This window comes from Gelidibacter mesophilus DSM 14095 (assembly GCF_000423005.1).
In the GTDB taxonomy this organism is placed as follows: Bacteria; Bacteroidota; Bacteroidia; order Flavobacteriales; family Flavobacteriaceae; genus Gelidibacter; species Gelidibacter mesophilus.
Window position 1 is genome coordinate 312,266 of record NZ_AUHD01000007.1, and the last position, 19,477, is coordinate 331,742.

15 protein-coding genes are annotated in these 19,477 nt (G+C 36.0%); 7 read left to right on the forward strand and 8 right to left on the reverse strand.

Annotated elements, in window-relative coordinates; translation table 11 throughout:
* Nucleotides 1–49: 49 nt before the first annotated feature.
* A complete protein-coding gene (locus G525_RS0110190; protein ID WP_027126089.1) occupies nucleotides 50–589 on the reverse strand; it encodes a DUF2911 domain-containing protein in 540 nt (179 codons plus the stop codon).
* A 259-nt stretch (nucleotides 590–848) separates the two neighbouring features.
* Between G525_RS0110190 and asnB the strand changes: the two genes are divergently transcribed.
* The 7 genes from asnB to secDF all read left to right on the forward strand — a co-directional run bounded on the left by asnB (nucleotide 849) and on the right by secDF (nucleotide 12,261).
* Nucleotides 849–2,519 (forward strand): asparagine synthase B, encoded by a 1,671-nt coding sequence (gene asnB, locus G525_RS0110195; RefSeq protein ID WP_027126090.1) that lies wholly within the window; start codon nucleotides 849–851, stop codon nucleotides 2,517–2,519.
* 444 nt (nucleotides 2,520–2,963) lie between these two features.
* Nucleotides 2,964–4,904 carry a DNA topoisomerase (ATP-hydrolyzing) subunit B gene (gene gyrB, locus G525_RS0110205; RefSeq protein WP_027126091.1) on the forward strand — a complete coding sequence of 647 codons (1,941 nt, stop codon included), beginning with the start codon at nucleotides 2,964–2,966 and terminating at the stop codon, nucleotides 4,902–4,904.
* 214 nt (nucleotides 4,905–5,118) lie between these two features.
* Nucleotides 5,119–6,039, forward strand: a complete 921-nt coding sequence (mdh, locus tag G525_RS0110210; protein WP_027126092.1) for a malate dehydrogenase — start codon at nucleotides 5,119–5,121, stop codon at nucleotides 6,037–6,039.
* A gap of 85 nt (nucleotides 6,040–6,124) precedes the next feature.
* A complete protein-coding gene (locus tag G525_RS0110215) occupies nucleotides 6,125–6,787 on the forward strand; it encodes a DUF4412 domain-containing protein (RefSeq protein ID WP_027126093.1) in 663 nt (220 codons plus the stop codon).
* A 389-nt stretch (nucleotides 6,788–7,176) separates the two neighbouring features.
* Nucleotides 7,177–8,322, forward strand: coding sequence for an acyltransferase family protein (locus tag G525_RS0110220; RefSeq protein WP_281170393.1), 1,146 nt, complete (start codon nucleotides 7,177–7,179; stop codon nucleotides 8,320–8,322).
* 103 nt (nucleotides 8,323–8,425) lie between these two features.
* Entirely contained in the window at nucleotides 8,426–9,082 is a 657-nt protein-coding gene (locus G525_RS0110225; protein ID WP_027126095.1) for a hypothetical protein, read from the forward strand.
* 194 nt (nucleotides 9,083–9,276) lie between these two features.
* Nucleotides 9,277–12,261: a protein translocase subunit SecDF gene (gene secDF, locus G525_RS0110230; protein WP_027126096.1), complete on the forward strand. Its 2,985-nt coding sequence runs from the start codon at nucleotides 9,277–9,279 to the stop codon at nucleotides 12,259–12,261.
* A gap of 747 nt (nucleotides 12,262–13,008) precedes the next feature.
* Here the strand turns inward: secDF and G525_RS0110235 are convergent.
* The 7 genes from G525_RS0110235 to G525_RS0110265 all read right to left on the reverse strand — a co-directional run.
* Nucleotides 13,009–13,506 carry a DUF192 domain-containing protein gene (locus G525_RS0110235; RefSeq protein WP_027126097.1) on the reverse strand — a complete coding sequence of 166 codons (498 nt, stop codon included), beginning with the start codon at nucleotides 13,504–13,506 and terminating at the stop codon, nucleotides 13,009–13,011.
* The gene (lgt, locus tag G525_RS0110240) at nucleotides 13,506–14,339 is read right to left on the reverse strand and encodes a prolipoprotein diacylglyceryl transferase (protein ID WP_027126098.1); all 834 of its coding nucleotides are present in this window, start codon (nucleotides 14,337–14,339) and stop codon (nucleotides 13,506–13,508) included. The genes G525_RS0110235 and lgt overlap by 1 nt, the downstream gene beginning before the upstream one ends.
* A gap of 228 nt (nucleotides 14,340–14,567) precedes the next feature.
* Nucleotides 14,568–14,804 (reverse strand): membrane protein insertion efficiency factor YidD, encoded by a 237-nt coding sequence (gene yidD, locus G525_RS0110245; RefSeq protein WP_027126099.1) that lies wholly within the window; start codon nucleotides 14,802–14,804, stop codon nucleotides 14,568–14,570.
* 45 nt (nucleotides 14,805–14,849) lie between these two features.
* Nucleotides 14,850–16,331, reverse strand: coding sequence for a cysteine--tRNA ligase (gene cysS / locus G525_RS0110250; RefSeq protein WP_027126100.1), 1,482 nt, complete (start codon nucleotides 16,329–16,331; stop codon nucleotides 14,850–14,852).
* Between the two features lie 213 nt (nucleotides 16,332–16,544).
* Nucleotides 16,545–17,222, reverse strand: a complete 678-nt coding sequence (folE, locus tag G525_RS0110255; protein WP_027126101.1) for a GTP cyclohydrolase I FolE — start codon at nucleotides 17,220–17,222, stop codon at nucleotides 16,545–16,547.
* Between the two features lie 388 nt (nucleotides 17,223–17,610).
* Nucleotides 17,611–19,134 carry an OmpP1/FadL family transporter gene (locus G525_RS0110260; protein ID WP_027126102.1) on the reverse strand — a complete coding sequence of 508 codons (1,524 nt, stop codon included), beginning with the start codon at nucleotides 19,132–19,134 and terminating at the stop codon, nucleotides 17,611–17,613.
* A gap of 24 nt (nucleotides 19,135–19,158) precedes the next feature.
* Nucleotides 19,159–19,477 (reverse strand): transposase (locus G525_RS0110265; protein ID WP_027126103.1); only part of this gene is annotated, 319 nt, incomplete at its 5' end.

Below are 19,477 nucleotides of genomic sequence, written 5' to 3' on the forward strand. Positions count from 1 at the left end.
AAAAAGAGTCTAACAGGGTGAGACTCTTTTTTTTCATGTAAGGTGTTCTTTAAAACGTAAAAGGAACTTTAACTCTTAAGGTGCTCCATCCCATATACATATCCGCGCCCGTTTTTGATTCTTCAAAAGTAATGGAAAAAGCCTCTAAAACTTCTTTATTTTCAGACACTGGAACTTTAATACGTGCCACATCATTTGCTTGCTTATAAGTGTAAGCACCCCAAACGTTGATATCTGAGCTTAAAATAACAGTCCATTCTTTATCCCCAGGTATGGTAAATAAAGAATAGGTACCTGCTTTTACTTTAGCATCACCAAACGTCACAGGTTTGTAAAACGTTATTTCGGCAGCTTCATTCGCACCTGTTCTCCAAACCTCATTTGTAGGTGTTAATTTTGCCAAATCGCGACCTTTTAACTGTGGTCTGCTATAAACGATCTTTATGGTCTTATCAGAAACCTTATAGCTACTTGGGTAAGTTGCGGCATCCATTGGACTCGGATCTAAATCGGGGAATTTTTGAGCGTTGACATTATAGGATAATATTAAAGTGAATGCCAATACGACTGTTTTAATAACTGTTTTCATAGAACTATTTTTTTTGAAGGTTAAAAATAAGGTTAATTATCTTAAAATTGAACTAATAATGAGACGCAGATCAAAAGTTTATGAATATTCAAAAATTATACCATAACGAGTGTTCATACTTTTGTATTACACATATAATTGATTATTTGGTTTTAATATGTAATCATTTAACGCTTATTGGTTTCATATTTAGAATCATATAGTCATATTTGCCTTATCATTAGAATTAAAATAACAATAACTATTAAAAAATAGAATCATGTGTGGAATTGTATGTGCTTTTGATTTAAAACAGAAAGCTGAAGATTTAAGACCTCAATTATTGCAAATGTCGAAAAAAATCCGTCATCGCGGACCAGACTGGGCTGGCATCTATAATAATGAAAAGGCGATTATGGTTCATGAGCGATTGGCTATTGTTGATCCAGCTTCAGGAAAACAGCCTTTATTGAGCGAGGATAAAAATTTGATTTTAGCCACTAATGGTGAAATATATAACCATAGAGAATTAAGAAAGCAATTTCCAGACTATAAGTTTCAGACTGAAAGTGATTGTGAAGTTATTTTGGCGCTGTATAAAGAAAAAGGCTTTGACTTTATAGATGAGATGAACGGGATCTTTGGCTTTGCTATTTACGATGTTGAAAAGGATGAATATTTTATCGCTCGTGACCATATGGGTATTATTCCTTTATATATAGGATGGGATCAGAACGGAACTTTTTATGTGGCTTCAGAACTGAAAGCATTGGAAGGATATTGCACCAAGATTGAATTATTTCCTCCAGGGCATTATATGTCCAGTAGGGATGGCGAATTCGTGCAGTGGTACAAACGTGATTGGACGGAATATGAGGCGGTGAAAGACAATGAAACAAGCATAAAAACTATTAAAGAAGCTTTAGAGGCAGCTGTGCACAGGCAGTTGATGAGCGATGTGCCATATGGCGTGTTGCTGTCCGGGGGGTTGGATTCTTCCATTACCTCTGCCGTTGCTAAAAAATATGCAGAAAGACGTATTGAATCTGATGACACACAGACGGCTTGGTATCCGCAATTACACAGTTTTTCTGTAGGATTGGAAGGTTCTCCAGATTTGGCCGCTGCCCAAAAAGTGGCGGATCATATCGGAACGATCCATCACGAAATTAAATTCACCATCCAAGAAGGTTTAGATGCACTTAGAGACGTGATTTACAAGCTTGAAACTTATGATGTAACCACCATTCGCGCCAGTACGCCAATGTATTTGATGGCACGTGTCATCAAATCAATGGGTATTAAGATGGTGTTGTCAGGCGAAGGAGCAGATGAATTATTTGGAGGCTATCTCTATTTTCACAAAGCGCCAAATGCCAAAGAATTCCATGAGGAAACAGTTAGGAAATTAAGCAAACTTCACATGTACGATTGTTTACGTGCCAATAAAAGTCTTGCGGCTTGGGGCATTGAAGGTCGTGTGCCATTTTTAGATAAAGAATTTATGGATGTTGCCATGCGCATCAACCCACAAGATAAAATGATCAATGGCGAACGCATGGAAAAATGGGTAGTCAGGAAAGCATTTGAAGATATGTTGCCAGAAAGTGTGGCGTGGAGACAGAAAGAGCAGTTCAGCGATGGCGTTGGCTACAGCTGGATTGATACACTTAAACTTATGGTTGCCAATGAGGTAAGTGATGAGCAATTAGCAAACGCCAAATATAAGTTTCCAATCCAGACCCCAACAAGTAAGGAGGAGTTCTATTACCGCTCTATTTTTACGGAACATTTCCCGAGTGATGCCGCAGCATTATGTGTGCCTCAGGAAGCTTCAGTTGCCTGTAGCACCAAAATTGCTTTGGAATGGGATGAGAGCTTTAAAAACATGAATGACCCAAGTGGTCGGGCCGTGGCTAAAGTACATTCCGATGCTTACATTAAAGCATAAATGGGTTTTATTGTTGAATTTTATTCCCCCAAAATCTCGCTTGTGCGGGATTTTGGCGTTTTTATGATTTTGGGGACATGTTGAAATCTGTCAAAATCGATTTTAAGGTGTTTTTTAAGCGATTTAAGAGGTTATTGGTTAGTTAACAAATGTTGATAAATTCAATACTTTATCGACGAAATGCTTTCAAAAAGCGTTGTTATTTCGTATCTTTGTGAGTATCCAAAAATGATGCGCAAGTATCATTTTTTTTTATGACGTTTAACCAACCAAAACAAAGTTTAAAATGATCTTTTACTTTGTGCTCTAGGTAGGGATAGGGGTTAAATTTTGTTTTAAAGCAAATAAAAAGCATGATGACACAGGCATGTTCAAAACGTATTTATTGAAGAGACGTGTATAAAGAGCTGCAAGTGTCCATTTATAAATAATAAATAAAAACACATGAAAGAAGAATTTAATAAGGATAATTATTCTGCGGATAGTATTCAGGCCCTTGAGGGCATGGAGCACGTTCGTATGCGTCCGTCCATGTATATTGGTGATACTGGAGTACGAGGTTTGCATCATTTAGTTTATGAGGTGGTGGATAACTCTATTGATGAGGCAATGGCCGGGCATTGTGATAATATTACGGTCACTATAAATGAAGATAATTCCATAACCACAGAAGATGATGGTCGTGGTATTCCTATAGATTTACACAAAAAGGAAGGTGTATCCGCACTTGAGGTGGTGATGACCAAGATTGGTGCTGGTGGGAAATTTGATAAAGATTCCTATAAAGTTTCTGGAGGATTGCATGGTGTAGGTGTGAGTTGTGTGAACGCCTTGTCTGAGCACTTGACAGCAACGGTGTATAGAAAGGGGGAGATCTGGGAACAGGAATACGAGAAAGGGAAACCAATGTATCCTGTCAAGAAGATTGGTGAGACCGATAAAAGAGGAACTATGGTTACTTTTAAACCAGATCCTACAATTTTTACACATGTTTTAGAGTATAGCTATGATACTTTAGCCAGCCGTATGCGTGAATTGGCCTATCTTAATAAAGGAATTACAATTCACTTGGTTGATAAACGTACGGTGAAAGAAGATGGGACTTTTGAAGGAGAGACCTTTCATTCAGAAGAAGGTTTAAAGGAATTTATCAAATTCTTAGACGGTAATCGTGAACCTTTAGTAAAAGAGGTGATTGCTTTTGAGGGCGAAAAAAATGGTGTTCCTGTTGAAGTAGCCATGATTTATAATACGAGCTACGCTGAGAATTTGCATTCTTATGTAAACAATATTAACACGCACGAAGGTGGAACACATTTATCGGGCTTTAGACGTGGTTTAACTCATACTCTTAAAAAATACGCTGATGAATCTGGCTTGCTCAAAAATCTTAAATTTGAGATTGCGGGAGATGACTTCCGTGAAGGATTAACGGCTATTATTTCAGTAAAAGTTCAAGAACCACAATTTGAAGGTCAAACCAAAACCAAATTAGGGAATAGAGAAGTTTCGGCATCTGTAAGTCAGGCAGTGTCTGAAATGTTGACTGATTATTTGGAAGAACATCCAGATGATGCTAAAACCATTGTTCAGAAAGTTATTCTGGCCGCTCAAGCGCGTCATGCAGCTCAAAAAGCACGTGAAATGGTGCAGCGCAAAACTGTGATGAGTATTGGCGGTCTGCCTGGGAAACTGAGTGACTGTTCAGAGCAAGATCCTGCAAAATGTGAAGTGTTTTTAGTTGAGGGAGATTCTGCAGGTGGAACGGCAAAGCAAGGTCGTGACCGAGCATTTCAGGCCATCTTGCCATTACGAGGTAAGATTTTGAACGTTGAGAAAGCAATGACGCATCGTGTTTTTGAAAATGAAGAGATCAAAAATATCTTTACTGCCTTAGGTGTTACGATAGGAACAGAGGAGGATAGTAAAGCGCTCAACCTTTCAAAATTACGATATCATAAAGTGGTCATTATGTGTGATGCGGATATTGATGGAAGTCATATTGCCACGCTTATTTTGACATTCTTCTTTAGATATATGAAGGAATTAATTGAAAATGGACATATCTATATCGCAACACCACCATTGTATTTGGTTAAAAAAGGACAGAAAAAAGAATATGCTTGGAGTGATAAAGAGCGTGATGAAATAGCTGAACAGTTTGGAGGAAGTGTAGGTATCCAAAGATATAAAGGTCTTGGAGAAATGAATGCAGAGCAACTTTGGGACACCACTTTGAATCCTGAGTTCCGTACTTTACGTCAAATACAAATTGACAATGGCGCAGAGGCAGACCGTGTGTTTTCAATGTTGATGGGAGATGAAGTGCCACCTCGTAGAGAGTTTATTGAGAAAAATGCGATTTATGCAAAAATTGATGCTTAAAAAGGATTGATTAAACTATAACAATTGAAAAAAGCACCTCAAATGAGGTGCTTTTTTATGACCAAATCTCTCATTAGTCCTATGTGATTGCTATAAAACTATGAATAATGGAGAGTGTAAGAGGAAATAGTGCGCTTTCTTCATTAACAGTAATTTTATTCGTAATTTTGTATCGTTTTGTACACGAAGTTTCACATTAAAAATCAATATAATTATGAAAGTTACAGTAGTTGGAGCAGGAGCCGTTGGGGCAAGCTGCGCAGAATATATCGCAATTAAAAATTTTGCTAGCGAAGTTGTTTTGTTGGATATTAAAGAAGGTTTTGCTGAAGGTAAGGCTATGGATTTAATGCAAACCGCATCATTAAACGGTTTTGATACCAAAATAACAGGAGTTACAAATGATTATTCTAAAACTGCAGAAAGTGATATTTGTGTAATAACCTCTGGTATTCCTCGTAAACCAGGAATGACGCGAGAAGAATTGATTGGTATCAATGCTGGTATAGTTAAAGAAGTTTCTTCAAACTTAATCAAACATTCTCCTGAAACCATTATTATCGTAGTGAGTAATCCAATGGATACAATGACTTATTTAGTTCATAAATCTACAGATCTTCCAAAAAACAGAATTATAGGAATGGGTGGAGCATTGGATTCTGCACGTTTCAAATACAGATTGGCAGAAGCTCTTGGAGCCCCTATTAGTGATGTTGACGGAATGGTAATTGGTGGTCATAGTGATACAGGAATGGTGCCTTTAACACGTTTGGCTACTAGAAACAGTGTGCCTGTAACTGAGTTTTTGTCTGAAGATAGATTGGGTCAGGTAATGGAAGATACCAAAGTAGGAGGTGCAACACTTACAAAATTATTGGGGACTTCAGCTTGGTATGCTCCAGGGGCAGCGGTAAGTGGTCTGGTCCAGGCTATTGCTTGTGATCAAAAGAAAATGTTCCCTTGTTCAGTCTTGTTGGAAGGAGAATATGGTTTGAATGATATTTGTATTGGCGCTCCAGTAATTTTAGGTAGAAATGGAATCGAAAAAATTGTGGAAATAGAATTGAGCGATGCTGAAAAAACGCATATGAAAGAAAGTGCTGAAGGCGTTCGTAAAACCAATGACCTATTATAGGAGTAGGTATTTAAGGATATAACTTAAAGTTGGCACTATTTTAGATGCTTAAAAATCTGGTTCACCTAATTTTAAAACAATACACATGAAAAAAATATTATTTATATTGACCTTAAGCTTAAGCGTTACCATGTTTGCTCAACAGCAAATCGATGAAGGTGTTATCATTTCAAAACAAACCATGTCCAGTGATAATGAGCAAATGAATGCGCAGTTGGCCATGTTGGGTGATATGATAACAACTACTTATTTTAAGAATGATAAATCACGTTCTGAGTTAAGCAATCCAATGACGGGGTCTTCCGTATTTATCGCCGATAACAATTCAAAGAAGTCATTGATTCTTATGGACAATGCGATGATTGGTAAGAAATATATGGAATCTAATATTTCAGCATCAGAAGAGGATGCCGAAAATACGACCATTGAAAAAACAAACGAGACAAAGACGATTCTTGGTTATGAGTGTACGAAATACAATGTTTCCATGAACAAAAATGGTGCAGATGTGAAAATGGAAATTTACGCCACTGATAAATTAAAAGCCATTTCCCAACAAGCAGCTGCTTTTGGCAAAGATTTTTCTGGATTTCCAATGTATATGAGTATGGCTTTGGAACAACAAGGAATGAAAATGGATATGGTTATTGAAGTTACAGATGTTAAAGCAGAAAAAGTTTCTGACGATAAATTTGTGATGACGCCTCCAGAAGGCTATTCCAAAACTGAGAATCTTCCAGGAATGTAATTTATAGGAATTAAATAATAGAAAAAAGACTGCAGACATGCGGTCTTTTTTTTTGTTAATAACGATATCAAACTATGGTTTTAATGTTTGTGCGAAAAGAAAAGTTAAATTGAGAATTCACTGTAATGAGAAGATCCTTAATTGCATATGATGTTGAATTTTATGAAAATACCGCGTAACTTGATTTGCTCATCGTATTTTTGGTGAAAGATAATTTCGTTAACAGCTATTGTAATTTATACCATAATCACATCTTTAAAATGTAAGATTTTTCTGTTTAACCGACTTTTAAAACCATTGATAGGTTTATTTTGTATTAAAACAGTTTGTTTGATATCTTTTCTGACAAATAACTATATGATAAGACTCAACTATCCAATGCTTTTATTTTGAAGTATTTTAACTCCCTTAATCATTATCGCGCGTTATCTATTGTATTAATTGTGACTCTCCATGTTTATTCTACAGCAGATGTTGCTTTGGATAGTTATAGCAGTCGGTTTTTTTTCAACCTCATTAGCGGCGCAACCTTAAATTTTATATTTATTTCAGGGTTTTTGTTTTATATCGTTTTTTATGAAAGCTATCAATACTCAACATTTGTTAAAGGTCGGGTTGATCGCTATTTAAAACCGTATATTTTCCTATCCATCCTGCCTATACTTGTTAGTGTTGTCACAATTCCTATGTATTGGGACAATTCTAATGTGATGGACTACAATACTCAAAACACAGGTCTCTGGGCTTTTGTTTCTAGCTTAAAGTATTTAGTGACCGGCGCACATATCACAGCTTATTGGTATATTCCCTTTATAATGCTCATGGTTTTAATTTCCCCTTTTTTTATAACATTCATCAAACTAAATTTTAAAAAGCAATTGCTTGTTTTCGGAATAGCTTTAATAATTGCAACTTTCGTCCAAAGACCTTTTGAGCGTACCGATTTATTCCAAGCGGTACACGCTATATTTTATTTTACGCCCTTATATTTAATGGGAATAATGTGTGCCGTTTATAGAACTAAAGTCTATCAATCTCTTAGAAATAAGGAGATTTACCTGTTTGCTGTAGTACTTCTCATTGTTACTTGGCAAACTAATCATGGCCATATAGGACTCTATAAAACTGAGTTTCCAACCTATAATGGGGTTGGATCAGTAATTATTAAAATGGTTTTTTTCTGTTTGTTTTATATGGTGTGGTTACGCAGGTTTGAACATGTGAAGAATAACATCATTAGCAATATTGCTTCCGCAAGTTTTTCCATATATTTCTTACATGTTTATTTCTTAAAAGTGGTCTATGTTATTAAAAGCTATTTTAAATTAAGTTTTGAAGATTATTCTGTACTCTCATTTATTCTAATCGTCTTGTTTTTAATTATTATGAGTATTCTCACAGCAAAAGTTCTTCACAGAATATTGCCTACCTACACCTGTATGCTTATTGGTTATAATCCCAAACAAAATAAGGCTGCGCAACTGACGCTATTAAAGAGTAGAACTCTATACAATATTGAATCTAAACAATACTAACCTTTCTTATTAGAAAAAGACTTTATTTTACATATATTTGCCGACCTATGATCCACCGAGAGCGAAGTTTTCTGAAAATTGGATAAAATAGAAATTATATCAATTGAAAAGTATTCGAGATATAAAGACCCAACCGAAATGGTATATCAGTGCAGCATTCATCTTTATTGCTGTATTAGGCGGCATTTTAGGTAAACAGCAAGTCACTCTTCCAAATCAGGAAATTGTTTTGCAGTTTTCCGATGCCCACATCCCATTCAATGATGCTGAGCACACTATTGCCATTGTTGAAAAAGAACTACAACGCATTGGAGTTACAAATATTCATGTAGGTGATCAAGAAAAGGGGAGACTGGTCATCAGTTATTATAGTGATACCAATGTAGAAAACATTAAAAAACTACTGTCCAAAAAAGAAGAACTTGCTTTGGGCTTTGTAGCTTCTGATAAAAAAGACAAACCCGTCGACTTTCCATTTAAGGACCAGTCTATTTCCTATAATCTTAATGTTTATGAATTACAAGATGGTCAAAACTCATTAGTAAATTTAGGAGGTAAATGTGCGGTAGAGTTCAAGTCAGGAAACTATCGATTTATAAATCCTAATTTTTATTTCCCTTCAGAAGAGACCTTACTAGTTGACTCAAGTCAAACTTCAAAAGTACACATCCGCTTTCAGAGGCATCTAGTCATTGCAAAGGATTACCGATCACATAAAATTCCTGAAGTCAGAGCTGGCCCTTTATCTTATGAGGTATAAAATAGTTTGACTGTTTAGTACTTCCATTTTTTATATCCTAATAAAAATTAAGAAAGTCTTATATAAAGGCCTTATTCTGCTAAGTCTATCCAAGCTTTAGCAATTCGTATTTATTCATAAAAAACAATTGTCAAATCGTCCGTAAGCTCTATATTTGCGCGTTGAAAAATTTGACTTAAAAAAAAATTAAAGTAATGCAAAACAAAGGATTAGTAAAGCTGTTTGCTGTGTTATTTGGGTTGGTAAGTATTTATCAGTTATCATTTACATTCAAAGCTAACCAAATTGAAAGTCGTGCCGAAGAGATTGCCGCGCGCAAATCTGATGACCCCATACAAAGGGCAGCAGATGAAACTAGTTATTTAGATTCACTTTCCAATCAGGAAGTATTTAATCTTGGAATCGCAAGTTATACTTATAATGAGGTAAAAGACAAAGCCATGAATTTGGGTCTTGACCTTAAAGGTGGGATCAACGTTATTCTTGAAATTTCTGTAAAGGATCTTTTAAAGGGACTTTCCAATAACAGTAAAGACCCTGTTTTTAATAAAGCCTTGGATGATGCATCTGAGCTCCAGAAGACAAGTCAAAATGCCTATGTTGAAGACTTTTTCATCGCGTTTGATAAAATTAAGGGGGATAAAAAACTAGCATCTCCAGATATTTTTGCCAACAGAAACTTAAGTGAGGAAATCACTTTTGACATGACGGACAGTGAAGTTGAGCCAGTCATTAAGAAAAAAATTGACGAATCTATTGTCTCTGCCTTTGAAGTATTGCGGAAGCGTATTGATAAATTTGGGGTGACCTCTCCTAATATTCAGCGTTTAGGAAACACAGGACGAATTCTAGTAGAACTTCCTGGTGCGAAGGATGTAGAACGTATTAGAAACCTCTTGCAAAGTACTGCACAACTAGAGTTTTGGGATGTTTATAAAGGCGAAGAATTTCTTCCGTTTTTAGCGCAAGCCAATGAAACTTTAAAACCGTTGGTAAATAAAGGTGCGAATACTGAAGTTGTAGAATCTGAAATTGTAACGGATACAATTGATGATGCTGATAGTAAAATTAAAGAATTGACTGGAGTTACTTCCACTGATTCTACTGAAGTGGGTGAAAATCCAATTTTAGATTTATTGAGAGGTTACGGTTCTGGAGGTCCAGTGGTGGCGACATTTGAGGCGAAAGACAAAGAGAAAATCATGTCTTATTTAAATATGCCTCAAGTACGTTCGCTCTTGCCTGCAGAGCAGCGCTATGTAAAGTTTGCGTGGGGTATCCAGCCAAAGAACAGTGAGTTTGTTGATTTATATGCGATTAAAGGTAACAGGGAAAATACACCTGAATTGAGTGGAGCCGTCATTACCGATGCCACTCAATCTTATAACCAAAGAAATCAACCTTCCGTAAGTATGCAAATGAACGGTAGAGGTGCCAAGATTTGGGAAGAAATGACCGGCAAGGCTTACACACAACAAAGTCAGATAGCCATTGTTCTTGATGATATTGTGTATTCTGCTCCAGGGGTGACCACAGGTCCAATTTCTGGTGGTAATTCTGAAATCTCCGGATCATTTACTCTTAATGAAGCGATTGACCTGGCCAACGTATTAAGAGCAGGTAAATTACCAGCAAAGGCTGATATTGTGCAAGCAGATGAAGTAGGTGCGTCCTTAGGGCAGGAAGCTATTGAAAGTGGTACATCTTCATTTTTGATTGCTTTGTCACTAGTCTTAGTTTGGATGATTCTTTATTATGGTAAAGGTGGCTTGTTTGCTGATATTGCCTTATTATTGAACATCTTGCTCATATTTGGGGTACTTTCTGGATTAGGCGCCGTATTGACGCTTCCTGGTCTAGCCGGTATTGTACTGACCATTGGTATGTCAGTGGATGCGAACGTCCTTATTTTTGAACGTATTAAGGAGGAGTTAGCCAAGGGTAAAAGCCAGAAGGAATCTGTAAGAGATGGTTTTGGTAATGCACTATCTTCAATTTTGGATGCGAATATCACGACCCTATTAACGGCGATAATCTTATTCGTCTTTGGAACTGGTCCTATTAAAGGTTTCGCAACAACCTTAATTATTGGTATTGTAACTTCCTTGTTCACTGCAATCTTCATCACAAGGTTACTAGTTGATTGGTATGTCAATAAAGGCAAAGGCTTGACCTTTACCACAGGAGTTTCAAAAGGACTTTTCCAAAATATGAATATCAATTTTATTGGTAAAAGAAAGGTGGCATATATTATTTCTTCAATAGCCATCCTTTTGAGTCTATTTTCTTTGTTTACCAAAGGCTTAGATGAAGGAATTGACTTTGTTGGAGGAAGAACTTTCCAAGTACGATTTGCGCAAGAAGTTAATCCGGAAGAGGTGAAAGCTGATGTTTTGGAAGCCTTTGGAAGTGCAGAGGTGAAAACTATTGGTAATTCACATCAGTTAAAGATTTCAACCAAATATTTGGTAGATGTCAATACTGCAGAAGCAGATGAAAAAGTGCAATCTGAGCTATTTGAAACCTTAATCCCATATCTTCCAAAAGGAATGACCTTTGACGATTTTAAAGTGGGTTCTGGAGAACAGAAGATAGGGCAGATGTTCTCAAGTAAAGTAAGTCCAACTATTGCTGATGATATCAAAACAGAATCATTTTGGGCAGTTATCGGATCTTTGATTGTTGTTTTCTTATATATCTTATTACGTTTTAAAAGATGGCAATTCTCACTTGGTGCAGTTTCGGCAGTATTCCATGACGTTATTATTGTATTGGGGATCTTCTCATTCGCTTATACATTTATGCCATTCTCAATGGAAATTGATCAGGCGTTCATTGCTGCTATTTTGACGGTAATTGGATACTCGCTGAATGATACGGTTATTATCTTTGATAGAATTAGAGAGACCGTTTTAGAGCGTGGTGGCTTTGCAGGTGGACGTAATATCAACTACTCAATCAATAGCACTATTAGTAGAACCTTGAATACCTCATTGACAACGTTAGTAGTATTGTTGGCCATGTTCTTGTTGGGAGCAGATTCATTAAGAGGCCTTCTTTTTGCTATTATAGTGGGTATTGTGGTAGGAACCTATTCTTCAATATTTATTGCAACACCATTGATGTATGACACCTTAAAAGATAAAGGTGAAACAATTGATGAAAACACAAAAATATAGGAGGACAATAAATTTGTAAATATTTTAAAGTGCCGCTCTATTGAGCGGCATTTTTGTTTTAAGTTTTGCTGTGATGGTGATTAATCCTTTTGAAGTTGTCGTTTAGACTCCACTAAATGTTGACTAAGATGAGTTTAATATCTGCGGATAATTATATTTTCAACCGGAATGGCTAAAAATGCTATTGGTAATATTCATCCGTTTATTTTCCGTAGTCTAGGATGTCTTCCACATTTATCCAAAGAACACCACAAATTAGATTTAAGGTTTTTCCCTTAGGTTCGTTCTCGTTATTCTGAATACGCTGAATTGATCTCAGATTTACCGTTGCGGTTCAGCCAATTCCTCCTGAGATAGTACTTTCTTACTTCTCTCATTTTTTTCGGATGTTCGTCATAATGAGGTTTAGTTCAATGCTTAGACAAAACTACTTATGAATCTATCATTTTGATAACGGTTTGATTGCTACATTTTTAAGACATTCTTGTCAATAAGGCTTTTTTTGAGAAATATACTTTGAGGGCTAAAGGATATTCCTATCTAGAGACAGGTATAGGCTCAAGATTAAAGGAAAGCTTTGGGAATTTAATAAAAAATTAACTTCAAATATTAAAATAATGAAAGAAAGGATGCCCTAAATTTTTAGGATATGGACCGTCGTATTTTACAAGAAAGCGATTGTTTTAATTGAGGAACGGACAGAATTGCAATTTTTATTTAGATTTAAATTTGAGGTGAACTTTTAGATCAGTTTACTCTATGATATTCAATTTTATCCCCAATTTCTAATTGCCATTGATCTGATAAGCCTGCATTGATTTCCAAAACATATTTTGCAGGTACATTAGAAGGTAACGAGCCTTCATTAAAAGGTTCGGCATTCTTTTGGAAACTCACTATTTTTTTGTCTGCGTCTATATAAATAATATCTAAGGCTATTTTAGTATTCTTCATATAGAAGGAATGATAATCAGCTTCAGGAAACACGAATAACATTCCTTGATCCTGACCTAAGACATCACGGTACATTAAGCCTGTTTGTGTTTGGTAGTCATCGTCGGCAATTTCTATATCTATACTTTTAATGATGCTGTCATTGGCTTTTTTGAGAATGAGTTGGCCTTCTTTTTTGAATTCAATAACGAGAGGCTTGATAGTTTTTTGCTCTTCTTTACACCCTTGGAGCTGGAAATAAAACGCACCTAAAGTACATAGCATCACTATTTTAAAAGCAGACATTCTCATTAGGCAGTTTGTTTTTTTGATTTGTACATAAACATGAAATACAGACCAATAAGAATAAACGGAATACTTAGCAACTGTCCTGTATTGAGCGTGGAGGTTGCGATATATTCGTGTTCACTCTGAGGTTCTTTTACAAACTCCACAATAAATCTCACCACCCATAGCAAAACTAAAAATAGGCCGAAAAGAAATCCTTGTTGTTCACTTTTTTTGGTTTTCCAATAGAAGTACCAAAGTGCTATAAATACAAAGATATAGCAAAACGCTTCATATAATTGGGCTGGATGCCGTGGGAAGGCTTCACCGTTTTGGACAAAGACCACGCCAAAATCTGTTCCTGTTGGTTTGCCCACGATTTCAGAATTTATGAAATTCCCAATTCGGACAAAAATAGCACCACACGCTACAGGAACTACTACACGATCCAAAATCCAAATAACCGATTTGTGCAATACTTTTTTGTTGTAAAGGTACATAGAGATGATCATTCCTATAGCTGCTCCATGGCTTGCTAGTCCTTGAAATCCAGTAAATTCAAACCCACCTTTAAATTTAACTGGTAAAAATATACTAAAAAAGTCTTCGCTAAAGAGTTCACGTTGGTAAAAAATTACGTGGCCCAATCGTGCCCCGAGCATAATGCCAATGACGGAATAGATAAATAACGAGTCCAAGGATTCTTCGGATTGTTTTTCGTTTTTATAAATACGCTTCATAATTAAAAACCCCAAAATAAAGGCTACAATCCACATGACGCTATAATAATGTAATGTGAAAAAACCAAGAATATCCAGTCCTTTTGAAGGATCCCAAACAAATTTTAGTGCGTGCATTGAGTTTAATTTAATTAGAAGGGTAAATATAATATTTTGAAAAGTAATAAGCGAGAATGGCCTTAAATTTTACGAAAGCTTTAGTATAGTGCTTACAATTGAAAATGAGAATAGGAATTCATTTCAAAGCCAATATTTGAGGAGAATAAAAATCAGTGTCTTTAATGGTTTAAAGTGAATCTTCTATACCCATTTATGTATCCAAATAACTTTGAAGGATCAACGAACTTAGTTGCTGTCTTTTTCCGGTACGGGGTCGTATCCAGATTTTCCCCAAGGATGGCAACTGAATATACGCTTAGTCGCCAACCAGCCCCCTTTAAAAAGACCGTGTTTTTCTAAGGCTTCTTTTGCGTAAGTTGAACATGTAGGCTGAAATCTGCAACTGGCGGGTGTTAACGGAGAAATGAACGTTTGGTATATCTTAATCAACAACAAAAAAGGATAGGTCAATATTTTCTTCATAACAGATATGTCTTTATCCTTAAAAAAGTATTTAGGGATAAGTTTTTAACTCGTCGTAAATGTCGTACCTTCTTTACCATCATTAAGCTGAATCCCTGCAGCGGCCAGTTCATCTCTGATTTTGTCAGACATAGAAAAATCCTTATTTTCTCTGGCTTCTTGTCTTATTTGAATTAAAAGTTCTACCGCACCCGATAGTTTTTCGGTGCCATTTTCAGTTTTGGTGACGTTAACCAACCCTAACACGTCAAAGGCAAAGTTATGCATTGTGTTTTTTAATAAGGTCAAATCGTCTTGGGTTATGGTAGCTGTGCCTTCTTTTATTTGATTGATGAACTTAGCGGCCTCAAATAAGTTAGCAATGAGAATTGGCGAATTGAAATCGTCATTCATCGCGTCATAGCATTTTTGTTGCCATTCTTCAATATTGAATGTTGAGGTGGTTGCCGGAACTAAATCATCAATGGCATTAATAGCATCCATCAATCTAAAAAAGCCTTTTTCGCTGGCTAAAAGTCCATTGTTCGTAAAATCTAAAATGCTTCTGTAATGTGCTTGAAGCATAAAAAACCGTGCTACACTTGGAGAAAATGCTTTGGAGATGTGTTCATTGTCACCTGAGAAAATTTCAGTAGGCAAAATAAAATTTCCAGTAGATTTGGCCATTTTTTTGCCGTTCATGATAAGCATATTGGCATGCATCCAATAGTTTACAGGCGCTTGGTCATTTGAAGCTTCAGCTTGTGCAATTTCACATTCATGATGCGGGAACTTCAAATCCATCCCGCCCCCGTGAATGTCAAAATGTTCACCTAGATATTTAGTGCTCATGGCGGTACATTCTAAGTGCCAACCAGGAAAACCATCGCTCCATGGTGACGGCCAACGCATTATATGCTGCGGTTCTGCTTTCTTCCAAAGAGCAAAGTCCTGAGGGTTTTTCTTATCACTCTGGCCGTCAAGTTCGCGTGAGTTGTGCAATAAATCTTCAACATTGCGCTTACTTAATATACCATATGGTTTTGTTTCGTTGTATTTTAAAACATCAAAATAAACAGATCCATTGATTTCGTAAGCCAATCCTTTCTCAAGAATATTTTTAATGATTACAATTTGTTCAATAATATGCCCCGTGGCTGTCGGTTCAATGCTAGGAGGTAAGAAATTGAATTTGTTTAGGATGTTATGAAAATCAACTGTGTAGCGCTGTACAACCTCCATTGGTTCAATTTCTTCTAAACGGGCTTTTTTTGCAATCCGGTCTTCTCCAACGTCAGCATCATTTTCCAAATGCCCAGCATCGGTAATATTTCTAACATAACGTACTTTATATCCTAAATGTTTCAGATACCTAAAAATAATGTCAAAAGACATGAACGTTCTCACATTACCCAAATGCACATTACTATATACCGTTGGACCACACACATACATTCCAACATAGCCTTCGCTTATTGGGGTAAAGACTTCTTTTTCTCCTGATAAGGAATTGTATATTTTTATGCTATTGTCTTTGTAAAGTGGCATTGTTTTGTAGTGTTTGTTGCAAATTAAAAACTAAATTATTCGGAAATGACTTGTTATAATGTTTATTTATATGCCTAGACTTATTTTAAAAGTCAAAAGAGAAATTATGGTTTTTGATTAAAAAAGAAAAGCTGAGATCCTGCAATTGATAACGAACAACTTTATAACTTATAGTGATAGTATATGTAAATTCACAGCCTGTTAAAATCCTAATTAGAAATTTGTATCCAATTTAATATAATCCAAAAATTCTCGACGGTTTTGTGGTGTTTTAAATGCACCTCCAAACTCTGAGGTTACCGTGCTGCTTTCAATATCTCTAATGCCACGAGAGTTTACACATAAATGTTTGGCATCAATTACACAAGCCACATCTTCCGTTCCTAGAACGTGTTGCAATTCTTTTACAATTTGAATTGTCAAACGTTCTTGTACCTGAGGGCGTTTTGCATAATAATCCACAATACGGTTCATTTTAGAAAGGCCAACAACAGTACCATTGCTAATATAGGCTACATGCGCTCTTCCAACAATAGGAAGTAAATGATGCTCACAGGTAGAATATAGAGTGATATTTTTTTCAACCAACATTTCACCATACTTATACTTGTTTTCAAAGGTAGATGCATTCGGTTTTTTCTCTGGATCTAAGCCGCCAAAAATCTCTTTGACAAACATTTTTGCCACACGTAATGGGGTTCCTCTAAGACTGTCATCAGAAAGATCTAATCCTAAGGTTTCCAAGATGTGACGGACATCATCCTTTATGATGTCTATTTTTTCATCAGAAGAAAGCTTAAAGGCATCACTGCGCATAGGAGTTTCAGCCGATGTGCCAACGTGATCATCCCCAATGGCGTCAATTGCTTCAATATTTTTATCTGTTTTCATAGTCATTTTGTAAATCGATCAACTGCTCAAGTTCTGTTCAACCTGCATTTTGATTGAAATAAGTTGCAAAGATAAACAAATATAAAATCATAACATGAGGTTGATTGTATAATTGCTTTTGTCTAAATTAAATTTAAAATAGCTTTAAGTTCTTCATGAGAAGTGCTAATAAGGGGTCATCCTTAGTAGAGCGTGAAACTTATAAAAATCCTAAAATTTTAATTGGTTATTTTAAATTTTTTTAAGATCGCATCATGATTCTCGTGGACAATTGTGGACTGAAGGAAGAATCAATTAATTAAAGTTCAAAATTAAGCATCAAATGGCCTATGAAATCCAAAGGCATTCCTTATCATGGAATGCCTAAATAAACATTGTAAGTTATCTTTTATAAGCTCAAGCCTAAAGTGAAGGTGAAATTGGAGTTTTTAGAATCAATTTGAGCAGCATCAGTCAGGCCTACCGCATATAATTGTTGATTATAATCTCTTTGAGCATGATCATAGGCAATGTCCAATTTGATAGTTCCAAAACTGTAACCAAGACCAAAAGAATAGCCGTTGAGATCACCATAGAAAGAATTGTCCTTATAAGGACTTTCTTCAAATCTATAACCGCCTCTAAGACTCACTTGCATAATTCTATATTCACCTCCAACTCTAAAGGTGGAAGCATTTTTTAGATTAGTGCTCATAATGTTGTTTTGAGCGGCGAAATAAGGGTCAGATGTGGGTTTGAATTTTGTATTGTTGTAATCTTTTAATGAATAATCAAAGCTGATTAAACCGGTGTCTCCAAAAATATAGGCTAAACTTCCAGTAAACTTCCCGGGAGTTTGGAGTTTATAAGTTGGATACACATTGACCACCAAAGGGTCGATGATTTGTGAAATGTTAGTACCTCCTTCATTTCTGATGGTTCCTAGGTATTGTGTAGTTTCTTCTGAGATATTGTACCAGGTTGGTGAGTTATAAGATAATCCGGCACGAAAAGATTCATTTATTTTTCCAATGGCACCCAACTGAAATGAAAAACCTGAGCCTATTGTAGAAAGCCCGTTTTGAAATCTTACCTGATTAACTAAGGAACCAGCGTTATTATTGGTTTCCGATAGGTTAGTGAATTTATCATAATTAATAAAATGGGAATTCAAATTAAGTCCGAAATAGAAATTATCACCAACCTGCGAGGATGCATTAAAACTGAATTTTCCATTATAACCTGTGGATGCGTAGGTATATTGCTGATCAAAATTGTTCCCAGCAACATTGGACGTATACGATGTATTGTCGTCAATGTCCGCAGTAGGTTCAAGAATATAAGATTTATACCCTAAAAAAGCCTGTTGATTTCCAAAACCATATAAACGATTGATTTCAGAATAGGCTTTGGTCAGGCTTTCTCCATTTAGTGCAGAAATTTCATCAAGCCTTAACCCCTGTGCGTAACTGAGGAAATACTCGGCAATAGAATTAGAATTGGTGTTTACACCTCTAACAGCCCATGCATTGTCATAATTTGAGACTTTATCATACGCCACACCCAGCGTGAATTTTTTAAAAGCAGAACTTGAATTCATATTATTAAATACAAATGCTGCACCGGTTTGATTGAGATCAAATTTAGAATCTGATGAAGAGCTCACACCATTAAAATAATTGATGTTGTTTTTAGTGCTTAAATTAGATAAGGTTATAGAGGCATGACTATTGGTGAAAACTGAAGAGCCAGCCGGGTTGATGCTTACTGCGGACATATCGCCGCCAAGTGCACCAAAAGCGCCACTCATACCTCTGAATCTTGCAGTTCCCTGAACTTCATCCTGTGAATATCGGACGGCATCAGTAATATCCTGAGCCATAATACTAGACATAGATAGGACCGCTATGAAGAGTAAATTTAACTTTTTCATATTTTAAATTTTAGAGGTCAGTAGTTAGTTGCTTATTAATTCTGTCTGATATATTTTGTCTCTTTGCACCATTTTCACAATAAGATTGTTGAATATTGTGGCTTTGCTCTGTGAGCGGTTTATTCTAAAACAAAACTCATTAAAATACCTGTTTAGATTGTCAGGACTTACCCAGGAATAGGTTGTTCTTATCCAAGATTTGACCTGGTGTATCATTGTATGGAGCGCTTTAAAATTTAATCCCTTGTTACTTTCTATTTGTTTGATGTTGTAGGCTTTTGCAATGGGCCTGTAACCTCTCCATTTATCCGTTGTAACATTGGCTTCCCGGCTTATATGGTCG

What these genes read in the sequence shown, in the direction of transcription:
- gyrB (WP_027126091.1), top strand. Translation starts at nt 2,964, where the DNA reads ATGAAAGAAGAATTTAATAAGGATAATTATTCTGCGGATAGTATTCAG.
- cysS (WP_027126100.1), bottom strand. Translation starts at nt 16,331, where the DNA reads ATGCCACTTTACAAAGACAATAGCATAAAAATATACAATTCCTTATCA.
- G525_RS0110190 (WP_027126089.1), bottom strand. Translation starts at nt 589, where the DNA reads ATGAAAACAGTTATTAAAACAGTCGTATTGGCATTCACTTTAATATTA.
- mdh (WP_027126092.1), top strand. Translation starts at nt 5,119, where the DNA reads ATGAAAGTTACAGTAGTTGGAGCAGGAGCCGTTGGGGCAAGCTGCGCA.
- G525_RS0110260 (WP_027126102.1), bottom strand. Translation starts at nt 19,134, where the DNA reads ATGAAAAAGTTAAATTTACTCTTCATAGCGGTCCTATCTATGTCTAGT.
- folE (WP_027126101.1), bottom strand. Translation starts at nt 17,222, where the DNA reads ATGAAAACAGATAAAAATATTGAAGCAATTGACGCCATTGGGGATGAT.
- G525_RS0110215 (WP_027126093.1), top strand. Translation starts at nt 6,125, where the DNA reads ATGAAAAAAATATTATTTATATTGACCTTAAGCTTAAGCGTTACCATG.
- secDF (WP_027126096.1), top strand. Translation starts at nt 9,277, where the DNA reads ATGCAAAACAAAGGATTAGTAAAGCTGTTTGCTGTGTTATTTGGGTTG.
- yidD (WP_027126099.1), bottom strand. Translation starts at nt 14,804, where the DNA reads ATGAAGAAAATATTGACCTATCCTTTTTTGTTGTTGATTAAGATATAC.
- G525_RS0110235 (WP_027126097.1), bottom strand. Translation starts at nt 13,506, where the DNA reads ATGAGAATGTCTGCTTTTAAAATAGTGATGCTATGTACTTTAGGTGCG.
- asnB (WP_027126090.1), top strand. Translation starts at nt 849, where the DNA reads ATGTGTGGAATTGTATGTGCTTTTGATTTAAAACAGAAAGCTGAAGAT.
- lgt (WP_027126098.1), bottom strand. Translation starts at nt 14,339, where the DNA reads ATGCACGCACTAAAATTTGTTTGGGATCCTTCAAAAGGACTGGATATT.